Origin of the sequence: Sulfurimonas sediminis, from assembly GCF_014905115.1 — a bacterium.
GTDB lineage: Bacteria > Campylobacterota > Campylobacteria > Campylobacterales > Sulfurimonadaceae > Sulfurimonas > Sulfurimonas sediminis.
This window is the reverse complement of record NZ_CP041235.1, coordinates 1254290-1273092: the sequence shown is the minus strand read 5'-3', so window position 1 is coordinate 1273092 and position 18803 is coordinate 1254290. Positions and strand designations below refer to the sequence as shown.

General features: G+C 36.3%; 19 protein-coding genes. 16 read left to right on the top strand and 3 right to left on the bottom strand.

Annotation, left to right across the window (positions count from 1 at the left end):
- Positions 1-40: 40 nt before the first annotated feature.
- From FJR45_RS06900 to FJR45_RS06825, 16 genes are all read left to right on the top strand, one after another.
- Positions 41-898 (top strand): hypothetical protein, encoded by an 858-nt coding sequence (locus tag FJR45_RS06900; RefSeq protein ID WP_193149858.1) that lies wholly within the window; start codon positions 41-43, stop codon positions 896-898.
- Positions 895-1302, top strand: coding sequence for a hypothetical protein (locus FJR45_RS06895; RefSeq protein WP_193149856.1), 408 nt, complete (start codon positions 895-897; stop codon positions 1300-1302). The genes FJR45_RS06900 and FJR45_RS06895 overlap by 4 nt, the downstream gene beginning before the upstream one ends.
- Positions 1296-1829 (top strand): hypothetical protein, encoded by a 534-nt coding sequence (locus tag FJR45_RS06890; RefSeq protein WP_193149855.1) that lies wholly within the window; start codon positions 1296-1298, stop codon positions 1827-1829. The genes FJR45_RS06895 and FJR45_RS06890 overlap by 7 nt, the downstream gene beginning before the upstream one ends.
- The gene (locus FJR45_RS06885; protein WP_193149853.1) at positions 1813-2625 is read left to right on the top strand and encodes a PDZ domain-containing protein; all 813 of its coding nucleotides are present in this window, start codon (positions 1813-1815) and stop codon (positions 2623-2625) included. The genes FJR45_RS06890 and FJR45_RS06885 overlap by 17 nt, the downstream gene beginning before the upstream one ends.
- Positions 2612-4468, top strand: a complete 1857-nt coding sequence (locus FJR45_RS06880; RefSeq protein WP_193149851.1) for a secretin GspD/PilQ domain-containing protein — start codon at positions 2612-2614, stop codon at positions 4466-4468. The genes FJR45_RS06885 and FJR45_RS06880 overlap by 14 nt, the downstream gene beginning before the upstream one ends.
- Positions 4468-5976, top strand: a complete 1509-nt coding sequence (locus tag FJR45_RS06875; RefSeq protein ID WP_193149849.1) for a GspE/PulE family protein — start codon at positions 4468-4470, stop codon at positions 5974-5976. The genes FJR45_RS06880 and FJR45_RS06875 overlap by 1 nt, the downstream gene beginning before the upstream one ends.
- The gene (locus FJR45_RS06870; protein ID WP_193149848.1) at positions 5951-6445 is read left to right on the top strand and encodes a type IV pilus modification PilV family protein; all 495 of its coding nucleotides are present in this window, start codon (positions 5951-5953) and stop codon (positions 6443-6445) included. The genes FJR45_RS06875 and FJR45_RS06870 overlap by 26 nt, the downstream gene beginning before the upstream one ends.
- The gene (locus FJR45_RS06865) at positions 6442-6945 is read left to right on the top strand and encodes a prepilin-type N-terminal cleavage/methylation domain-containing protein (RefSeq protein WP_193149845.1); all 504 of its coding nucleotides are present in this window, start codon (positions 6442-6444) and stop codon (positions 6943-6945) included. The genes FJR45_RS06870 and FJR45_RS06865 overlap by 4 nt, the downstream gene beginning before the upstream one ends.
- Positions 6935-7651, top strand: a complete 717-nt coding sequence (locus FJR45_RS06860) for a heparan-alpha-glucosaminide N-acetyltransferase (RefSeq protein WP_193149844.1) — start codon at positions 6935-6937, stop codon at positions 7649-7651. The genes FJR45_RS06865 and FJR45_RS06860 overlap by 11 nt, the downstream gene beginning before the upstream one ends.
- 155 nt (positions 7652-7806) lie before the next feature.
- Positions 7807-8238: a CoA-binding protein gene (locus FJR45_RS06855; RefSeq protein ID WP_193151914.1), complete on the top strand. Its 432-nt coding sequence runs from the start codon at positions 7807-7809 to the stop codon at positions 8236-8238.
- Between the two features lie 2 nt (positions 8239-8240).
- Positions 8241-9443 carry a threonine ammonia-lyase gene (ilvA, locus tag FJR45_RS06850; protein ID WP_193149843.1) on the top strand — a complete coding sequence of 401 codons (1203 nt, stop codon included), beginning with the start codon at positions 8241-8243 and terminating at the stop codon, positions 9441-9443.
- A gap of 2 nt (positions 9444-9445) precedes the next feature.
- Entirely contained in the window at positions 9446-11572 is a 2127-nt protein-coding gene (locus FJR45_RS06845) for a WD40 repeat domain-containing protein (RefSeq protein WP_193149842.1), read from the top strand.
- Positions 11573-11652: 80 nt separating this feature from the next.
- Positions 11653-13350 carry an acetolactate synthase large subunit gene (locus tag FJR45_RS06840; RefSeq protein ID WP_193149841.1) on the top strand — a complete coding sequence of 566 codons (1698 nt, stop codon included), beginning with the start codon at positions 11653-11655 and terminating at the stop codon, positions 13348-13350.
- The gene (ilvN, locus tag FJR45_RS06835) at positions 13350-13826 is read left to right on the top strand and encodes an acetolactate synthase small subunit (RefSeq protein WP_151900246.1); all 477 of its coding nucleotides are present in this window, start codon (positions 13350-13352) and stop codon (positions 13824-13826) included. Before FJR45_RS06840 ends, ilvN begins: the two co-directional genes overlap by 1 nt.
- Before the next feature lie 4 nt (positions 13827-13830).
- Entirely contained in the window at positions 13831-14781 is a 951-nt protein-coding gene (lpxD, locus tag FJR45_RS06830) for a UDP-3-O-(3-hydroxymyristoyl)glucosamine N-acyltransferase (protein WP_193149840.1), read from the top strand.
- A gap of 20 nt (positions 14782-14801) precedes the next feature.
- Complete coding sequence (locus tag FJR45_RS06825; RefSeq protein ID WP_193149839.1) at positions 14802-15005, top strand: hypothetical protein; 204 nt, start codon at positions 14802-14804, stop codon at positions 15003-15005.
- 7 nt (positions 15006-15012) lie between these two features.
- Here the strand turns inward: FJR45_RS06825 and FJR45_RS06820 are convergent, their stop codons facing one another.
- The 3 genes from FJR45_RS06820 to speA form a co-directional block, all read right to left on the bottom strand.
- On the bottom strand, positions 15013-16185 hold the full coding sequence (locus FJR45_RS06820; protein WP_193149828.1) for a pyridoxal phosphate-dependent aminotransferase: 1173 nt from the start codon (positions 16183-16185) through the stop codon (positions 15013-15015).
- Positions 16186-16262: 77 nt separating this feature from the next.
- Entirely contained in the window at positions 16263-16964 is a 702-nt protein-coding gene (gene cysE, locus FJR45_RS06815) for a serine O-acetyltransferase (RefSeq protein WP_193149826.1), read from the bottom strand.
- A gap of 8 nt (positions 16965-16972) precedes the next feature.
- Positions 16973-18802: a biosynthetic arginine decarboxylase gene (gene speA, locus FJR45_RS06810; protein WP_193149824.1), complete on the bottom strand. Its 1830-nt coding sequence runs from the start codon at positions 18800-18802 to the stop codon at positions 16973-16975.
- Position 18803: the final 1 nt, after the last annotated feature.

The window sequence follows — 18803 nt, the reverse complement described above, 5'->3', positions numbered from 1 at the left end:
CAAAACAATTTTGTTGGATCCTTTCATGGAACCAGTGCAGATGGAAGAAAAAACAAATGTTATTTTATCTCCGTCTTTATACTGGGTAAAGAAAATTTCTTTACCTGTGAAATATATAAGGGAAGTAAAAAAACTGCTTCCTTCCATTTTTGAAGACATTCTGCCTGAGGGTCACTACAGCTACTATGCCTATAAAGAAAATGACGAGTATATAGTTTTTGCCTATGAAGATAAAATGATTTTGAAACTGATGGCACAAAAAGGGATATCTCCTTCAAATGTTGTCAATATCTATTTTGCGCAGAGTGAATTTTCTTCCATGGAAGGGGCCTGTAGAGTCAATGAGAAACAGGCACTTGTAGTGAAAAACGGTATAGTGATTCTTGTACCCGATGTTTGGATAAAAGAAGCAGGTACTCTTAAACTGGATGACTTTAAACCATCCGGTCATGCTATAGTCTTACAGCAGTTTAATCATATTCTCAAAAAGTCCAGTTTTTATAAGATTGGTTTTGTTTTATTGTTTATCACAGGGATAATTTTCGGGGAATGGCTTATTACTATGGACAAAGCAGCCACACTTGCGGATCAAAGGAGTGCTGTATTTGCAAAGTATAATTTAAAGCCTACCATGATGCAAAATCAGGCAATTCATGCAGAACTGAGTAAAATATACGAAAAACAGACGAAACTGAGAAAATATATAGGATATTTTCTCAAAATGCATCTTGCAAAAAATGAAAAAATTTCCTACATAGGATTTGACTCCAAAGTGTTAACAGTGATTATAAAAGGTGTTACACAGAGCAAAAAAATTACAGAAGCATTGAAACGCAAAGGTATTCAGGCTAAAACCCAACTGAAAAATTCAGTACTGACTTTGGAGATAACTTTATGAACCGATTAAATCCTCTTTACGTTGGCATCTTTTTACTTTTGCTTTTATTGTTTTTTGCTCTGAAGCTAATAGATGCAAAAAAAGAGCTTCAGCAGGAAAAAATTCTCTATGAAAAAACGCTGAAAGTTGCTTTAGATACGAGTGCTTTAAAAAAAGCATTTGCCAACAAAGAAAAAGAAAAAAAAGAGATTTTACATATATTGTCAAATCCTGTTTTAAAGAGTTCCAACATAAAAAAAGAGATAACAAATTCAGGGATACATATCAGTTCTCAAAATATGGATATAAAAGCTTTGAATTTTTTAATGGGTAAAATTCTCAATACAACATTTAACATAACAATGCTGAAAATAAAAAGAATCAGCGAGAACAAATCAACGCTGGAGGTGAAGATAAAATGGTAAAAAAACTGGTTTTATTCCTGTTGTATGTCCTGTTTTTTATGATGGCATTTATCTATTTTTCTCCAAAAGTAAATATATACTATTTTGCTGAACAGCAACTGCAAAAAAAAGGTATTGTTTTGAATGATGAAACTCTCAGTGATGAAGGTTTTACGCTTGAAATAAAAAATGCTGTTTTATATGTGAAATCACTCGAAACTGCAAAAATACAAAAGATAAAACTGAATCTTTTTCTTTTGTATAACAGTGTAGAAGTTGAAGGTTTGGTCTTATCAGATATGGCATCAGGATTTATACCTTTACATGTAAAGAGTTTGTATCTTGTCCATACTGTATTTGATCCTTTACATGTAAAGGGCAAATGCAGTGGTGAGTTTGGAGAGGCTGATATAAATATTGACCTTGTCAAGAGAACTTTGCAGGTTTTGATAAAACCTTCCAAAAAAATGTTGACTCATTATCGTACAACACTGCGAAATTTGAAAAAAGATAAAAATGGAGGCTTCGTTTATGAACAAAGTTTCTAATTCCAAGATGTTGCAAATCATTACAAAATTGTTGATTTTAATAGCTCTTTCCAAACTGCTTGCGCTCGTGCTGTTATGGTATTTACCAAGCAATGGCATAGATGTAAAGATAAAAAAGAATTATCGTCCGGCATATCAAAGAGTAAATTTTACAAATATGCTTACTCCTTTACACACAAATACCAAGGGGTATAAAAAAACAGATGAAACGGGTGCGCACAGAAGCATTACTGATATGACTCTGATCGGTCTTTACGGTTCTAAAAATTATGGATATGCCATAGTGGCAATGAAATCAAATTTGAAAAAAACTTCTATTATCGGAGTGGGTGAAACATATAATGGCTATATTTTGAAAGAAATCAATAACGATAATGTTGTTTTTACAAAAAACGGCAAAAACTATATACTGCATTTTGTGAAACAAAAAATTAAAAATGTAAATATAAACAAGGTTACGCATGATGAAACAGACAATGGTGTGACAAATATATCAAGACAGGATATAAAGTTTTTCGAAAAAAATCCTCAAAAGATTTGGAAACAAATTGCCATAAAGGAAGTCATGGAAGATGGAAAAATTAAAGGTTTTAAAATAATGAAAATAGATAAAAATTCAAAATTTGCAGCACTCGGATTGCAAAAAGGTGATATTATCATTAAAGCAAATAATATTGATTTGACATCATATAAAGCAGTGATGAATATATATAAAAATATAAACGAATTAAGTGAAATAAGCTTGGTTGTTTTAAGAAATAACACAGAAAAGGAATTGATATATGAAATTCATTAAGCACATAGCGTTGATACTACTATTAACATTCTCTCTTCAGGCAAGAGAGCAGGTGAATGTTAATTTTTCAAATTTGGCCATTGATGATTTTGTAAAACTGGTAGCAAAAATTACACATAAAAATATTTTAATGAATTATAAAATAAACGGAAGTGTCAATCTTGTGAGTTCCGTACCTATCTATGATGATGAATTAATGGGGATGCTGGTTTCCGTTTTACAGTCAAAAGGCTACTCTTTGGTACGTAATGGGTCTTATTATGAAGTTGTCCGTTCTTCTGAGGTTGCAAGGTCTAATGCGGATGTTATCAAACCAAACCAAAAAGTATCCGGATCTTTGATGGTAACCCAGGCTATTAAAGTAGAGGGTGAAAATGTAGATATTATAGCGGCAAAGATTCGTTATCTTATTTCAAAAACTGCAAAACTGATGACATTAAAAGAGAGCAATACGATTTTGATAACTGATTATCCAAAAAATATAGAAACTATTAAAAAAATCATCAAAGATATTCAAAGAACAAACAACTCTATTGTAAAACTGATATATATAAAACATGCAGATGCCGGAAAAATTCAGGCCCGTTTATTGGACATAAGCAAGTCAATATTTAATCCTAAGATCGCTTCGGATAAAGTAAATATTATCTTTGATGAAAATATAAACGGTTTGATTGTTATCGGAAATAAAAAGAATGTAGCAAAAATTGAAGATTTGGCAAAAAAACTTGATGTGGAATCGAATGTTAGCCGAACAGTTGAAGTTTACAGTCTTAAAAACTCTGATGTGAAAAATGTAATCAAGACCTTGAAGGAGATTATTTCTGATAAAACCTATAAAGGTCTCACCACAAAACCGAATATCTCTTCAAATGAAGAGATAAATGCCATCATCGCAGTTGCTGATCCTGAGATGTTAAAAGGAATCAAGGTTATTATTGATGCACTGGACAAGGAAAAATACCAGGTATATGTCCAGGCGAGAATTATTAATATCAATAAAAACAATGCTGAAAGTTTAGGAATAAAGTATGGCTTTGCTGCAGGAGATGTTTCTGCATCTGGTCTTTATGCAATGAGTGCAAACTTTGGTGATGCTAATTTGCAAAATCTGGCATCAACACAGATTATTAATTATCTGGGGGCTATCGGTTCTGGAGCCAAAAGTGCATTGGCTCTTGGGGCAACACTTGATTTTTTACAAAGTCACGGTGCATCAAAAACAATATCAAATCCTTCAATTCTCTGTGTCAATAATAAACAGTCTTCCATCTATGTCGGTAAAACCATCTCTATCATATCCGGTGCAACAACAAATGCTGTTTCAGGAGTGACAAACAACTATAAAAGAGAAAATATCGGTCTGACATTGCGAATCAAACCCAGAGTATCCTCGAACGACAAGGTGACTTTGGATGTTGAAGCGTCTTTGGAAAATATTTTAAGCGCTGATGCAGCGGGACAGCCTGTTACGTCCAAACAAGAGGTGAAGACACAGGCGATTTTAAGAAGCGGTGAAAGTATTATTATAGGCGGTCTTGTAAAATCCCTTGACAGAAAAACAAAGACAAAAGTTCCTTTGTTGGGAGATATTCCATTGATAGGAGACTATCTTTTTGCATCTACTGAAACAATTAAAGAGCAGGATAACTTAGTAGTCATTCTGACTCCTTATGTCATAGATAAAAGTGAAGAACTTTCAAAACTGCAAAGAGACTTGGGTGTCCTTTCAAGTGTGCAAAAAGAGTATAATGAAAAAATCTTTAAAAAGATAACAAGTAAAAAAAATGAAAAGACACAAAAGAGTACAGAACCTGCAGTGCATGTCAAAGGTGTCTATTAATGCTCAATACAGAAGTGCTTCATGACTTACATTTACAGGTATGTGAACCTGAGGGTATACCAACGGAGATCAGTGTTAAAAACTATCTTCTTTTTAGCAAAACAGAAGAAGAAGTCATTGCATGTGTTTGTGAAAGATATTTGGTTGAAGCGAGTAATTATTATACAAAATTAGAAATCAAATATCCTCTCAAGATGCTTGATGAAGACTCGTATGACAGACTTTACAACCGTTTTTTGGAACTTCGCACAGACAAAGCAATAGAGACAATGCAAGAAGACTCTTCACAAGAAAGTGAACAAGAAGACATCTCTCTGACCGATTTTTTAAGAACATCGAGTGATATTTTAACGAGTGAAGAATCAGCGCCAATTATCAAGTTTGTAAATGCACTTTTTTATCAGGCTGTCAAAAAAAGAGCTTCGGATATTCATATAGAGGTCAAAGAAAAAAGCGGTGAAGTCCGATTTCGTATAGACGGAATGCTGAGTAAAAATGCAGATTTGGACAAAAAAGTTGTCAGTCTTATCATCAGTCGTATTAAAGTTATTTCAAATTTAGATATTTCGGAAAAACGTATTCCCCAAGACGGAAGAACACAGATAAAAATTGCAGGTGAGATACTGGATATCAGGGTTTCGGTACTGCCTACGTTTTACGGTGAAAGAGTTGTTATGCGTATTTTGATGCAAAGTTCACAGATACCGCAGATAACAGAGCTTGGATTTCATCAGGAGATGATTGAGAAGATCAAAGGTCTGTTGCGCCTTTCACACGGAATTATTTTAGTGACCGGACCGACAGGAAGTGGTAAAACAACATCTTTGCACTCTTTCTTGCGGGAAGTGGAATCTCCTGAAAAAAATCTTATAACAGTTGAAGACCCTGTGGAGTACAAATCAGAAAGCATATCGCAGATTCAAGTGAATGAAAAAGTAGGACTCACTTTTGCTAGTGCTCTGCGTTCAATTTTACGCCAGGACCCTGATGTCATAATGATAGGAGAAATCAGAGATGAAGAGACCGCATCTATTGCGGTGCGTGCAGCACTGACAGGGCACCTGGTTTTTTCTACAATTCACACAAATTCAGCATCTGCTACGATATCAAGACTGGTCGATATGGGAATCGCACCGTTTTTAATATCATCTTCTATTTTAGGTATTTTGGCACAAAGGCTGGTTCGTGTATTGTGCCCTGAGTGTAAAGAAGAAGATGTCATAGCCGAGAATTTTGCCGATGATTACAATATCCCAAAGGAGAGCAAAATTTTTAAAGCAAAAGGATGCCCCGCATGTAACTACAGTGGCTACACAGGCAGAAGATCCATAGGCGAACTTTTGATTATGAATGACAAGGTGAAAGATCTTTTAAAAACTACAGCGGATGAGCACAGCATCAAAGAAGCACTGGAAGCTGACGGTTTGCAAAGTATCTCTTTTCAACTCTCCAATATGGTTTTAAATGGAGAAACTTCACTGGATGAAGCAATCCGTATCGGATTATAAAATGTTCTGTACCGCTACATGTAATCTTCGCAGGAAAGCCTTTACGCTTATAGAAGTGATGGTGGCTGTGATGATTATTTCAGTGGTAATTATGGCTTTACTGCAAATAAATGCCAACAACACACATATATTTTCTCAGGTGAAAAATCAGGAAACGGCCACGCAATATCTTTCATTGCTTGTAGGAACAAAGTATGGCTTTGAAAATGAAAAAATATCTTTGGAGGAGTTGGTTTCAGACTTTGATTTGGATGATGATTTTAGAAGAGAACTCAAACATACAGATATAGAAATAGTGTATCAAACACTGCAGAGTATTGATACAGCCATGTTTGATGAATCTGCAAACGAGGAAGAAGATAACGATCCAAATAAGAAAAACAGTTCAGGAACTGTCTACGAAACAGGAAGAAGTACATTGAAAACCAAGCGCTATTCCTCATCACTGTTACGGTTAAGAATACGATGAGAAAAGCTTTTACACTGATAGAGATGATGATATCTATAACTATTTTATCTATTATGATGGTTTATTTATACAGAGTCAATGCTTCTGTAAACAAAAGTAATACATTTTATGAAAAACAGGTCAATGGATTTAATTCCCTGAGTCTAAAAAAGAGAGTACTTTTTCTGGACTTCTCTTTAATGCTTTATCAGCAAAACAGTATTGTGCATAATGACAAAAATGAAGATGTCCTCTTTTTGCAAACAACACACTCCCTTCACAGAAGAGTAAACCCTTATGTAACCTATATAGTCAAAAATAAAAAACTTTACAGACTCGAATCATTGCAAAAACCTGTTTATCCGTTGTCAGAGGCCAATAAATTTGATGTAGACTCTCTTGGCAGTGTTGATGTCTTCAGAGTCTATAAACAAAAGGATAAAGCAGTTTTTTTAGTAAATTTGAAGTTTGAGAATTCTGACCGTATACTGATGAAGGCAAGGGTTTTAAATGAATACTGAAATGTATAAGCTGCAAACACGCTATTTTGATTTGGATTTTATTCGCGGAATTGCTATTGTGTTCATGGTTGTTTTTCATTTTTGTTTCGATTTGAATAATTTTCATTTCATAGATATAAATATCTATCATGGAACTTTTTGGCACTATTTCCGTTATATCATAGTAAGTCTGTTTCTGTTATGTGTCGGAGTATCACTTTATCTGGTCAATGAAAGCGGCTACAACTTTACAAAAGACTTGAAAAGATTTTTTCTTATTCTTGCGAATGCTATGCTTGTCTCTGCAGCTAGTTATTTTACATTCCCTCACAGTTTTATCTATTTTGGTGTCTTGCATTTTATTGCATTTGCTTCTCTTTTTGCGCTTGCATTTGTAAAGCTTCCAAAAACTGCTTTGCTTGCAGGGATCACAATTATAGTGTTAAGTTATAATAACACTCTTCATATGCATTGGCTCTATAATATCCTGCAAATGCCACTATATCTGCCAAAGCATCCGGAGGATTTAGTTCCTTTTACTCCGTGGTTTGGTGTTGTTCTTGTTGGCATTTTTATTGGCTACAAAAAACTTTTTATTTTTAATACAGTACAAAATTATTTTACGAAAAAAGTATCTTTTCTGGGAAAGCATTCCCTGCTGATTTATATGCTTCACCAACCTGTTCTTTTTGGGACAGTTTTTAGTATGCATGAAATTTTGAAATAGTGTGTGATGAAGTAAAACTTCAATAATTCGGAGTGTAAACTTAATTCACAACTTTATAGTTTTTCGATATAATCTTTTTACAAAAAGCATTTGCTATGTTAATGAGAATGTGTTGTGCAGTATTTTTTTTGACAAAATATAAAAAAGGTTTGATTATGGAGTGTGAATTTCCTACAGTTAATTCAAATATGAATGAAATAAAAGAGATTTTTGAGAATGTTAAAACGATTGCAGTTTTGGGGCTTTCTCCTGATGAGAGCAAAGACAGTCACAGGGTTGCCAAATATCTTCAGGGTCAGGGGTATAAAATAATTCCTGTTTATCCAAAAGGGGAGACGATTCTTGGAGAAAAAGTTTATAACTCTTTGGCTGAAATTCCTTTTGAAGTTGACATGGTTGACATCTTCAGAAAACCCGCAGCACTTGATGCCATTGCAGATGCCTGTATAAAACGTGGTGATGTAAAAGTTTTTTGGGCACAAAAAGGTATAGTAAACAATGAAGCCGCTAAAAAAGCACAGGATGCAGGAATGAAAGTTGTACAAAACCAGTGCACTATGGTTGATCATCGAAATCTACAGGGCTGATTTTGATTCCTTTACAAAAAATAAAAGATGCGCATAAACGTATAGAAGAAGTTGTTGTCAACACTCCTTTTTCATATGCTCCCTATCTGAGTGAAATTTCCGGATGCAAGGTATATTTGAAAAAAGAGAACCTGCAAATAACAGGAGCATTCAAACTTCGCGGTGCATATAATAAAATAGCCACTTTGACACCACAGCAAAGAGAATGCGGTGTTGTCGCAGCAAGTGCCGGCAATCATGCCCAGGGGGTGGCCTACTCCGCTGCCGCTTTTGATACAAAAGCAGTGATAGTAATGCCGGAATCGACACCGCTTACAAAAATAGACGGAGTAAAACATTTCGGTGCAGAGGTGATTCTTGCCGGTGCAAACTATGATGAAGCCTATGCCTATGCAAAAGAGTATGGCCAAAAACATCATTTGACATTTGTACATCCTTTTGAAGATGAAGAGGTGATGGCAGGACAGGGTACTGTAGCCTTGGAAATTCTTGAAAAATGCCAAGAACTTGACGCTGTACTCATTCCTGTCGGTGGCGGTGGGCTTATAGCCGGTATGGCAAGTGCTCTCAAAGCTGTCAACCCTGCTGTAAAAGTAATTGGTGTAAGTGCCAAAGGGGCTCCTGCATTTAAGAATTCTTTTGATTTAAAAAGAGCTGTTGACTCTACAAGTGTCAGAACCATAGCCGACGGTATAGCAGTGCGAGATACTTCATCTGTTACACTTGAACATACTCTGGAATGTGTAGATGAAATAATCAGTGTAGATGATGAAGAGATAGCAAGTGCCATTTTGTTTTTACTTGAAAAACAAAAACTTGTTGTAGAAGGAGCCGGAGCTGTCGGTGTTGCGGCACTACTGCATCATAAACTGGATTATCTAAAAAACAAAAATGTTGCAGTTGTTCTCAGCGGGGGCAATATGGATGTTACGCTCCTTTCTGTCATTATAGAAAAGGGTCTGCTGAAATCTCATCGCAAAATGAAACTTACCGTAACATTGGTTGACAAGCCGGGTTCTTTGATGCGTTTTACGCAGATACTCCAAGAGTTAAATGCAAATATTGTGCATATCTCTTATGACAGAACGTCCGTATCGCTGGATTATGGAGATGCTAATGTGACTGTGCATATGGAGACAAAAGGAAAGCAACACCAGAAAGAAATTAAAGAGGCTCTTGCAAAAGAGGGTTATTTGAGAGACTGAAAATGAAAACTGTTAAAAGTCAAAGTATTGTACACCCTGTAATCTTTATAAAAATTTTAAAAGACAAGCGTCTTGTTGTTATAGATTCTAAAACTACTGTAAGGTTTTATGACAAAGACAGCCTGAAAGTACAAAGCGGATTTAAAGTTAATATCGAACACAAATATTATAAAAACAATGTTGTAGATTACAGCTATGACGGCAATTATTTTGCAACAATGTCAGCAGATGCAAAAGAGTCAAGACTTTACAATGCCCAAACCAAAAAAGCTATTGCCAGAGTTACCAGACACCAGGGGGAAGTTTCCTGTGTCGGGATAGACCCGCTCTCCAGATATATGTTCTCATGCGGAGAAGACGGTAAAACTTTTGCATTGGATGTCAAAAGCGGAAAGATTGTATTTACACTTCCTCATCATGCCGATACTATTAATGATGTTTCTTGCTCAAAAAATGGAAACTGGGTAGCCATAGCGAGTTATGACAGAAAAATCACACTGTTCAATCTTGTAACAATGACGCCGAAAGAAAAGTTAAAAGCTCATTCTGCACCAGTTATGAAACTAAAATTTTTTGGCAGAAACAAACTGGTCAGTATTGATAAAAATTCAAAAGCGATTATCTGGAATATATACAGTAGTAAGGTCATTCAAAGATTAGAAGGTATTCATGATGATGTTACACAGCTTGCAATCAGCAGTGATGATAAATTTCTGTTTTTAAGTACAAAGTTAGGATATATTTTAGTATATGATTTAAATACATATGAGTTGATAGCACCGAGATTTATAAAGATTACTTCACCCATTACCAGTTTGGCTTTTGATGATGAGCATAATCATCTTATCATTGGAACACAAGACGGCTTTTTGATGTATTATGACATATTTGAAAAAGTTGATACATTAAAAAACCTTTTAATGAAACAGGATATAGACGCAATTGAAGAAGAAGTAAAAAAGAATCCTATTTTGCGCTATACGGATATATATAGTTTAGTTTCAAACTTATGGGAAAACACATTACAAAAGGCAAAAAAAGCTTTTCAAAACGGCAAAAAAGAACAGGCACTCTTAATGTTGAAGAATTTTATGAAAATACCCAGCAAAAACAGAGTGATACAAAAACTAGTCAGTGATTATGCTGAGTATGATAAATTTGTACAACTCGCAAAAAACGGAAAACTGGCACTGGCATACAGCCTGGCAAACCAATATCCGGTTTACAAAGAATCAAAAATATATAAACTTTTAGAAGACAGATGGAAAAAAGATTTGTTTCAGGCACTGAAATATGCTTTGCAGCCAAATCAGATGGAACGTGCCAAAGAAGTTTTGGCCCCGTACAGAGGTATCAGCAATAAAACAACTTTTATTCAGGATGTTTTAACCAAGGGTGCCATTTATAAAAGATTCAGAACGGCTCTTGGCAAAAAAGATTTTAAACTGGCATCTGCTCTTGTTCAACAGAACCCTTTTTTGAAGGAGTTTCCGGAGTATGACTCGATGATAAAATATGCCGATACTCTCTATATGAAAATCCAAAAATTAATATATGAGGGTGAAAACATAGCTGCTATGAAACTGATGCATCTGCTCAGTACATTTACAGATTTTAAAGATGAAGTGGAGCTTATGTTAAAAGAGATACAGAACAAGCAGAAATTTTATGATGCTGTAGAGCGTGGTGATTATCAAACGGCATATAATATGATGGCAGAATATGAAGAACTGCAGGAAACAAAAGCAGGAGAAAAACTTCAAAATGAGTGGGATGCTGATCTGATCAAAGCAAACAATTTTGCGGCTGTCGGTGATGTAAACGGGGTAAAAAATATTTTACATAAATATTTTGATATCAGTTCAAAAATTACAGCCCTGGCAACGATATTTGCCTGGACTTATATAAATCAACTTGAAACAGCCATAAGAGAAAAAAGAGATCGTAAAGAGATAGAAAACGGTATTAAAAATTATATTTTAAATTTTGGAGTTGACGACCAAATAGAAATATTATTTGAAATATTTAAAAAAAGATACAAAGATACAAAATTGGATATAGAACAGTTAAAAAAAGGTTCGCTCTCTATGTGGCGGCCTTCAATGATTGTGAAATCAATTTTAGATTAATGCTTTAACCTCAATTATAGCTCTCCTAAAGTATAATTAGCGAATTTTTAAAATTATATATTATATAGAGGAGACTTTTCATGCAAATTAGTGGCGCACAGATGGTCATTGAAGCTTTAATTGCAGAAGGTGTAGAGAGAGTTTTTGGCTACCCCGGTGGTGCAATTATGAATGTCTATGACGAAATCTACAAACAAGATAAATTTCAACATATATTGACTCGTCACGAGCAGGCAGCAGTCCATGCTGCAGAAGGTTATTCTAAAGCCAGCGGAAAAGTCGGTGTATCTATGATAACAAGTGGTCCCGGATTTACAAACGCAGTAACAGGTTTGGCAGATGCTTATATGGATTCTATTCCTTTAGTTGTTATATCGGGGCAGGTTCCAATGAGCCTTATAGGAACTGATGCATTTCAGGAAATCGATGCGGTGGGTATTAGTCGTTCTTGTACAAAGCATAACTACCTTGTTACTGATGCAAAAGATTTGCCACGTATTCTCAAAGAGGCTTTTTACATAGCCAGAACAGGTCGTCCCGGTCCGGTACATGTAGACATACCAAAAGATGTAACGGCACAGATCGCAGAATTTGATTATGATGTGGAGCTGGATTTAGAAACATACAAACCACATGTCAAAGGCAATCCCCGTCAAATCAAAAAAGCTATGGAGGCGATAGCAAATGCAAAACGTCCTTTGTTTTATCTCGGCGGCGGTATCATTAACTCAAATGCAGCCTATGAGGTAAGAGATTTGGTACATGCGACCGGTATTCCAGCGGTTGAGACATTTATGGCCAGAGGAACACTTTCGTATGATGATGATTTGCTTATAGGCATGCTTGGCATGCATGGTTCCTATGCGGCAAACATGGCGATGAGCGAAACAGATCTGGTCATTGCCCTCGGTGCCAGATTTGATGACCGTGTTACCGGAAAGTTAAGTGAATTTGCAAAAAATGCTGCGGTTATACATGTAGATATAGACCCTGCAAGTATTTCAAAGCTCGTCAATGCCAACTATCCTATAGTGGGTGATGTGAAAAATGTTGTCAATGAGATGCTTAAACTCACTTCCATGGTAAACAGTGACAACTATGAACAGTGGAGAGAAACGATAGAAAACTTTGCAGAGTTGCATCCGCTGACATTTCATGAAGATACAGAAAATATCAAGCCACAGTGGGTTGTAAAACGAGTAGGTGAACTTCTAGGGGATGATGCAAATATTTCAACAGATGTCGGGCAGCATCAAATGTGGGCGGCACAGTTTTATCCGTTTACGAGACCCCGCCAGTTTATAAGTTCCGGAGGACTCGGAACTATGGGCTTTGGTTTTCCGGCAGCTATGGGTGTCAAAGCGGCTGTTCCTGAAAAAACAAGTATCAACTTTACCGGAGACGGCTCTATTTTGATGAATTGTCAGGAATTGATGACAGCTGTTGAGAAAAAACTGCCGGTTATTAACATCATTTTGAATAATAATTTTCTCGGAATGGTTCGTCAATGGCAGACACTTTTTTATGACAAACGTCACAGTGAGACAGACCTTTCTGTACAGCCTGATTTTGTGAAACTTGCGGAAGCTTTCGGTGGAATAGGGTACAGAGTCTCCACAAAAGAGGAATTTGATGCCGCTTTAAAAGAGGCTGTAGAGAGAAATATCGTTGCATTTATAGATGTAAAAGTAGAACGGTTTGAAAATGTTATGCCGATGGTTCCATCGGGAGGAAGTCTGTTTAATATGATGTTATTAGAGAAAAAGGAGAGTAAATAATGACTGACAATACAGAAAGAAGAGTAGTCTCCGTTATCGTTGTCAATGAAGCGAGTGTATTATCTCGAATTACCGATCTTTTTTCCGGACGCGGCTACAATATTACATCCTTGACTGTTGCCCCGATTCCTGAGAGTAAATATTCCCGTCTGACAATTGTCACATCAGGTTCAGTGCGTGTGATTGAACAGATAACAAAACAGTTACACAAACTCATTCCTGTTTTACGGGTTTATGAACATGCTGACTTGGTTGAAAAAGAGATGGCACTGGTCAAATTTCCTATTACAGAAAACATAAGCGATATCAGCGCTATCTGTAATGCTTACAACGGAAAAATAGTCAATGTAGGCAATGATGTCATTATAACCATGGTTGCTGACGAGCCTAAAAGAGTCGATCACTATCTTCAGGCGATTAAAAAATATAATCCAAAAGAGATAGTCAGAAGCGGCGCTGTTGCTTTAGAGAGATAAAAAGATGAAGCTGAGTGAAATAGCTTCAATTTTAGAGTGTAGTATTGCCGACAATGATATTGATATTGTAGGAATAAATACTCTTAAAGATGCAAAAGAGAATGAAATCTCTTTTGTGTCCAACTCAAAATATGTAAAAGATCTCGAAAATACAAAAGCTGCAGCAGTTATCATTTCCGAAAATTTAGCTTCAAAACTCCCTGCAAACTGTATTCCTTTGGTAACAAAAAACCCTTATTGGTCCATGGCCATACTTTCAAAATATTTTGCACCGCCTATAGAAGAAGAGACACTTCCTCTCCCTCAAATTGGGACAAATTCAAAAATTTCTCCCAAAGCTGAAATAGCAAATGGTGCGGTAATCGGTGATAACTGTATAATTTTGGCACATGTTTACATAGGTGCAAAAAGTGTTGTCGGAAATAATACAGTTGTATATCCAAGTGTGACGATATACAGAGACTGTCAAATTGGCAATGAGTGTATAATCCATGCAAATACAGTTATTGGTTCTGACGGATTCGGATTTGCGACCAATGAAAAAGGTGAGCATAAGAAGATTTATCAGAATGGAAATGTAGTTGTAGAAGATGATGTTGAGATAGGCAGCAATACAAGTATTGACAGAGCTGTTTTTGGATCGACTCTGATAAAAAAAGGGACACGCATTGACAATCTTGTTCAGATTGGACATAACTGCGAAATCGGTGAGTATTCTGTTATGGTTTCGCAGTCGGGTCTTGCAGGCTCTACAAAACTTGGCAGAAATGTTGTTATGGGAGGGCAGGCTGCCGCAGCCGGTCATTTGGAAGTTGCTCCTTTTTCAACATTTGCCGCACGAAGCGGAATCACAAACTCTATCAAAGAACCAGGCAAGACTTATGCAGGTTTTCCTTTGATGGGGCACAGACAATGGCTTAAACTTCAGGCAAAACTTGCTAGACTTATCAAGTAAAAACAAAACAAGGAGTTAGTATGTCAAAAACAATCCCGTTAAGCGGAACAAAAAACGGTGTTATATCTGTAACAAAACTTGAGGAGCCATATGGTGAGGGAAGCGGTACTGTAGCGAGTATAGGCATTTCACTCTCAGGTGATGCTCAAAATCCGGAATGGAAAGTGCATATTCCACTGGATAATTTAGAAGAAGTCATAAAGGCTTTGTCCGAGCTAAAGTAGGTTTATCCTACTTTGCTTTGAGTTCCTGCACAAACTCATCGATTCTTTTAATCCCTTCTCGTATAGTTGCAATTCCTGTAGCAAAACTGAATCTGAAATACCCTTCGCTTCCAAAACCGACACCGGGAACAACAGCAACACCTTTTGATGCTAAAAGTTCTTTCGCAAAGCCAAGTGAATCATTACTGACTTCTTGAATATTGACAAAAAGATAAAAAGCACCATCCGGTTTTAAAACACTGAGTCCGTCGATTTTATTAAAAAGTTCTACTGCTTCATCACGACGCTTGATAAACTCTTTTCGCATCATTTCAATATCTTCATCGGCACTGCCGTCAAGTCCTGCAATAGCAGCATACTGTGTCATGGTATTGATATTAGATGTGCTTTGTGACTGCAGTTTTTTTGTTGCTTTGATAATTTCGGTATGGTGTGATGCCATATATCCAAAACGCCAGCCTGTCATGGCAACTGACTTGCTTAAACCATTGATGGTGATTGTTCTTTTGAACATATCTTCACTGACTGCTGCTGCTGAAGTGAAATCCCCGTCATATATCAGTTTTTCATACATTTCATCGCTGGCTACAAGAACATCTGTGCCTTCAAGCACTTTTGCCAAAGCAGTGAGTTCTTCTTTGGAATACACTGCACCGGTAGGATTTGAAGGTGTTGTAAGAATCAGCATTTTTGTGTTTGGTGTCAATGCTTTTTTGAGCTGTTCGGGAGTAATTTTAAAGGCAGTTGCATCACTTGTCTGAATCTCTACGACAGTCCCGTCAAAATATTTCACAAGTTCAGGGTAGGTTACCCAGTATGGCGCAGGAATAATAACTTCATCACCTTTTTCAATTGTTACAGAAAAAAGGTTAAACAAAGAATGTTTTGCACCATTGTTAATGATAATCTGATTAGGCTCATATGTTAAACCGTTATCTCTTTTGAGTTTGGCAGCGACTGCTTCTTTGATAGCCGGAATTCCATCTACTGCGGTATATTTGGTAAAGCCGTTGTTGATTGCATCTATAGCCGCGTCTTTGATAACTCTGGGTGTATCAAAATCCGGTTCTCCGGCTGAAAAACTGAGAATGTCTTTGCCCTCTGCTTTTAACTCTTGTGCAAGCGCTGTAATTGCTATTGTAATTGATTCAGATAGTTTATCTATGCGTTTTGCTAGCATTTGAACCCTTTTTTATAATATATTTGATAAATTATACTAAAAAAAAGATATATATTTGTTGAGAAAAGAGCGAAAAATTAATTTTTCATTGATTTTATAAAAGATTCATATATATGTTCAAGTTCAAGGTCCTGATCTAGAAGATCTTTATTTTCTTTTACTAAAATATGTTCAAGTATAGCAACACGCTTGAGAAGGTATTCAAACATCTCTTTGTTTATATCAGGGAGCATATTGTGCATAAAAGGATCTTTACATCTCCCTTTTTCAATGATATGTGCAGGCAAGCCGACTGCTGTGGAACAATCAGGCACTTCTTTGACGACAACCGAATTTGCACCGATTTTTGCATATTCACCTATTGTGATGTTTCCCAGTATCTTTGCGCCGGCTCCGATGACCGCTCCCTTTTTGATAGTCGGGTGCCGTTTACCGTGAGTTAAAGAAACACCACCGAGTGTTACACCCTGGTATATGAGTACATCATCTTCGATGATGGCAGTCTCACCGATTACAACTCCGAAACCGTGGTCAATAAAGACACGCTTACCAATACTCGCAGCAGGGTGGATGTCAATATTTGTAAGTATTTGGGTTATTCCCATGATTGCCCTTGCTGTACGGGTAAAGTTTTTTGTATAAAGTTTGTGTGCTATTCTGTACCATGCAACTGCCCATACACCAGGATAGTTGAATAAAAAATCAATTTTTGAATTTAATGCAGGATCATTTCTGTACGCATTTGAAAAGTCTTCCTTGATATCGGCAAATATTCCCATGCTCATCCTTAATTTGTTGTTCTTAAATAGCCATTTTGATATAAAAATCTTTCTAGCTGTAGCAGTGTATCATTTTTTTCTTTTTCTGTAATAAAGCTGGCATTTGCGAGTTTGTTTTTAACTTGATTTAATATTTCATGTTTGTCGTATCCTATTGATTCAAGTATCTCCAAAATGCTTTTTGATTCTACTGCATTTGTTATATTGTATCCGGAGTCATTGATTGAAATTGTATACTCACTGGGGTGTGTAAAAAGATTATGGTTCATTCCCAGTGTCTCCTGGTAGGCACCAATATTGAAAAAAGCCAGAAAATAATCTTCTTCATCAATATTGACATCATGGAGATATAAAGGTTTGTCCGGATCAAAGCCTATTTCTCCGTCACTGTCACAGGTTATATCCCAAAGAGAGGCTGCTCTGAGCGGGGTTGTATTTAAATGATGAATGGGCATCACAGGAAAATGCTGTCCCAACCCCCAGTAATCAGGTAGGCTTTGAAAAACAGAAGCATTAATGAGATAGCGTTCTTGGAGTTTGATTTGGAGTTGTTCGAGTTCATTAGTCGGGTTGGCTGATTTAAGATAGAGTGCTTTTTTTATAATATTATGCACTAGAATTTCTGCATTTGAACGGTCTTGAAGGTCAATATAGCCTAAATCAAAAAGTGTGAAAAGTGATTCCATGTGATCAAGTGCATCATGAAGATATTCTATACAGTTGGCATTATTAAGGAGTCTATTCAACTCTATAAGCTCTTCGACCAAAGGCGGATTTGTATCTTTAAAATTTAAAAGTTTTTCCTGATAATCCTGAGTAAAAAGTTCTAAAACAGGTGTGATTAATACAGCATGTGAAGCAACTATAAAACGTCCTGATTCTGTAAATATATCTGGGTGTGTAACATTTTTTCTGTCCATAATTTCACCAAGTAAAAAAACAACAGAACTTGAGAATTCGTCTATTGAGTAGTTGCGTGCATGTGATTTTTCATGTTGGTCATACTCTACAGCCAAACCACCGCCGATATTGATACTTGAAAGTGCATCAGCACCCATTTTTTTCAGTTCCGCATAGATATTTCCTGCTTCACGGAGTGCTTTTTTCAGGGGAGCAATGTCTGCGATCTGGGAGCCGATATGAAAATGAATCATTGTCAGTTTTTCAAGTAGATTTGCATCTTTGAGAAGTTTTATTGCTTCAATGATTTCCGTTGAAGTTAGTCCGAATTTCGCATCCATTCCACCACTTTTTGCCCATATTCCGCTGCCTGCACTGTGTAGCCTGACACGTATGCCGATATTTGGAACTTTTAAATTGGATTTAGAAGCTACATCAATAATAGTTTCAAGTTCATTAAGCCCTTCTATGGTGATGGTGATATTTTGACCACTGTGTGCTGCTATAAATCCCAGTGTCAGCATCTCTTCATCTTTGAAGCCGTTTACGGTAATATTAGCCCCGTCAAGCACTTTGCTCATTGCTAAAATCAGTTCAGCCTTGCTTCCGGCTTCGAGTCCGTAATTATACTTTGCACCCTGGGATGTAATTGCCTCAACAGCTGCCGGAAACTGGTTTACTTTGAGCGGAAAAACAGCTTTAAACTTGCCTTTATAGTTATTTTCTTCAATAGCTTTTTCAAAATAATTATAGAGTGTTTTAATCTGTCTTTTAACTAGATGAGGAAATCGTAAAAGCAGAGGTCCTTTCACATCGTTTGCTCGTATATTGTTTACTATATCTAGCAAAGAAGGCATAGATTTGTAATTAAGTTTGATTTCACCGTCTTCTATAATAAAGTTTTTGTTTGCCCAGATATCAAGGCCGAAATTATTCATC

Excerpts from the sequence above, each read along its gene's own strand:
- FJR45_RS06900 (WP_193149858.1), top strand. The coding sequence starts at position 41 with ATGGAAGAAAAAACAAATGTTATTTTATCTCCGTCTTTATACTGGGTA.
- FJR45_RS06875 (WP_193149849.1), top strand. The coding sequence starts at position 4,468 with ATGCTCAATACAGAAGTGCTTCATGACTTACATTTACAGGTATGTGAA.
- speA (WP_193149824.1), bottom strand. The coding sequence starts at position 18,802 with ATGAATAATTTCGGCCTTGATATCTGGGCAAACAAAAACTTTATTATA.
- FJR45_RS06855 (WP_193151914.1), top strand. The coding sequence starts at position 7,807 with ATGGAGTGTGAATTTCCTACAGTTAATTCAAATATGAATGAAATAAAA.
- FJR45_RS06880 (WP_193149851.1), top strand. The coding sequence starts at position 2,612 with ATGAAATTCATTAAGCACATAGCGTTGATACTACTATTAACATTCTCT.
- FJR45_RS06860 (WP_193149844.1), top strand. The coding sequence starts at position 6,935 with ATGAATACTGAAATGTATAAGCTGCAAACACGCTATTTTGATTTGGAT.
- FJR45_RS06825 (WP_193149839.1), top strand. The coding sequence starts at position 14,802 with ATGTCAAAAACAATCCCGTTAAGCGGAACAAAAAACGGTGTTATATCT.
- lpxD (WP_193149840.1), top strand. The coding sequence starts at position 13,831 with ATGAAGCTGAGTGAAATAGCTTCAATTTTAGAGTGTAGTATTGCCGAC.
- FJR45_RS06820 (WP_193149828.1), bottom strand. The coding sequence starts at position 16,185 with ATGCTAGCAAAACGCATAGATAAACTATCTGAATCAATTACAATAGCA.
- ilvN (WP_151900246.1), top strand. The coding sequence starts at position 13,350 with ATGACTGACAATACAGAAAGAAGAGTAGTCTCCGTTATCGTTGTCAAT.
- FJR45_RS06885 (WP_193149853.1), top strand. The coding sequence starts at position 1,813 with ATGAACAAAGTTTCTAATTCCAAGATGTTGCAAATCATTACAAAATTG.
- cysE (WP_193149826.1), bottom strand. The coding sequence starts at position 16,964 with ATGGGAATATTTGCCGATATCAAGGAAGACTTTTCAAATGCGTACAGA.
- FJR45_RS06840 (WP_193149841.1), top strand. The coding sequence starts at position 11,653 with ATGCAAATTAGTGGCGCACAGATGGTCATTGAAGCTTTAATTGCAGAA.
- FJR45_RS06895 (WP_193149856.1), top strand. The coding sequence starts at position 895 with ATGAACCGATTAAATCCTCTTTACGTTGGCATCTTTTTACTTTTGCTT.
- FJR45_RS06865 (WP_193149845.1), top strand. The coding sequence starts at position 6,442 with ATGAGAAAAGCTTTTACACTGATAGAGATGATGATATCTATAACTATT.
- FJR45_RS06890 (WP_193149855.1), top strand. The coding sequence starts at position 1,296 with ATGGTAAAAAAACTGGTTTTATTCCTGTTGTATGTCCTGTTTTTTATG.
- FJR45_RS06845 (WP_193149842.1), top strand. The coding sequence starts at position 9,446 with ATGAAAACTGTTAAAAGTCAAAGTATTGTACACCCTGTAATCTTTATA.
- FJR45_RS06870 (WP_193149848.1), top strand. The coding sequence starts at position 5,951 with ATGAAGCAATCCGTATCGGATTATAAAATGTTCTGTACCGCTACATGT.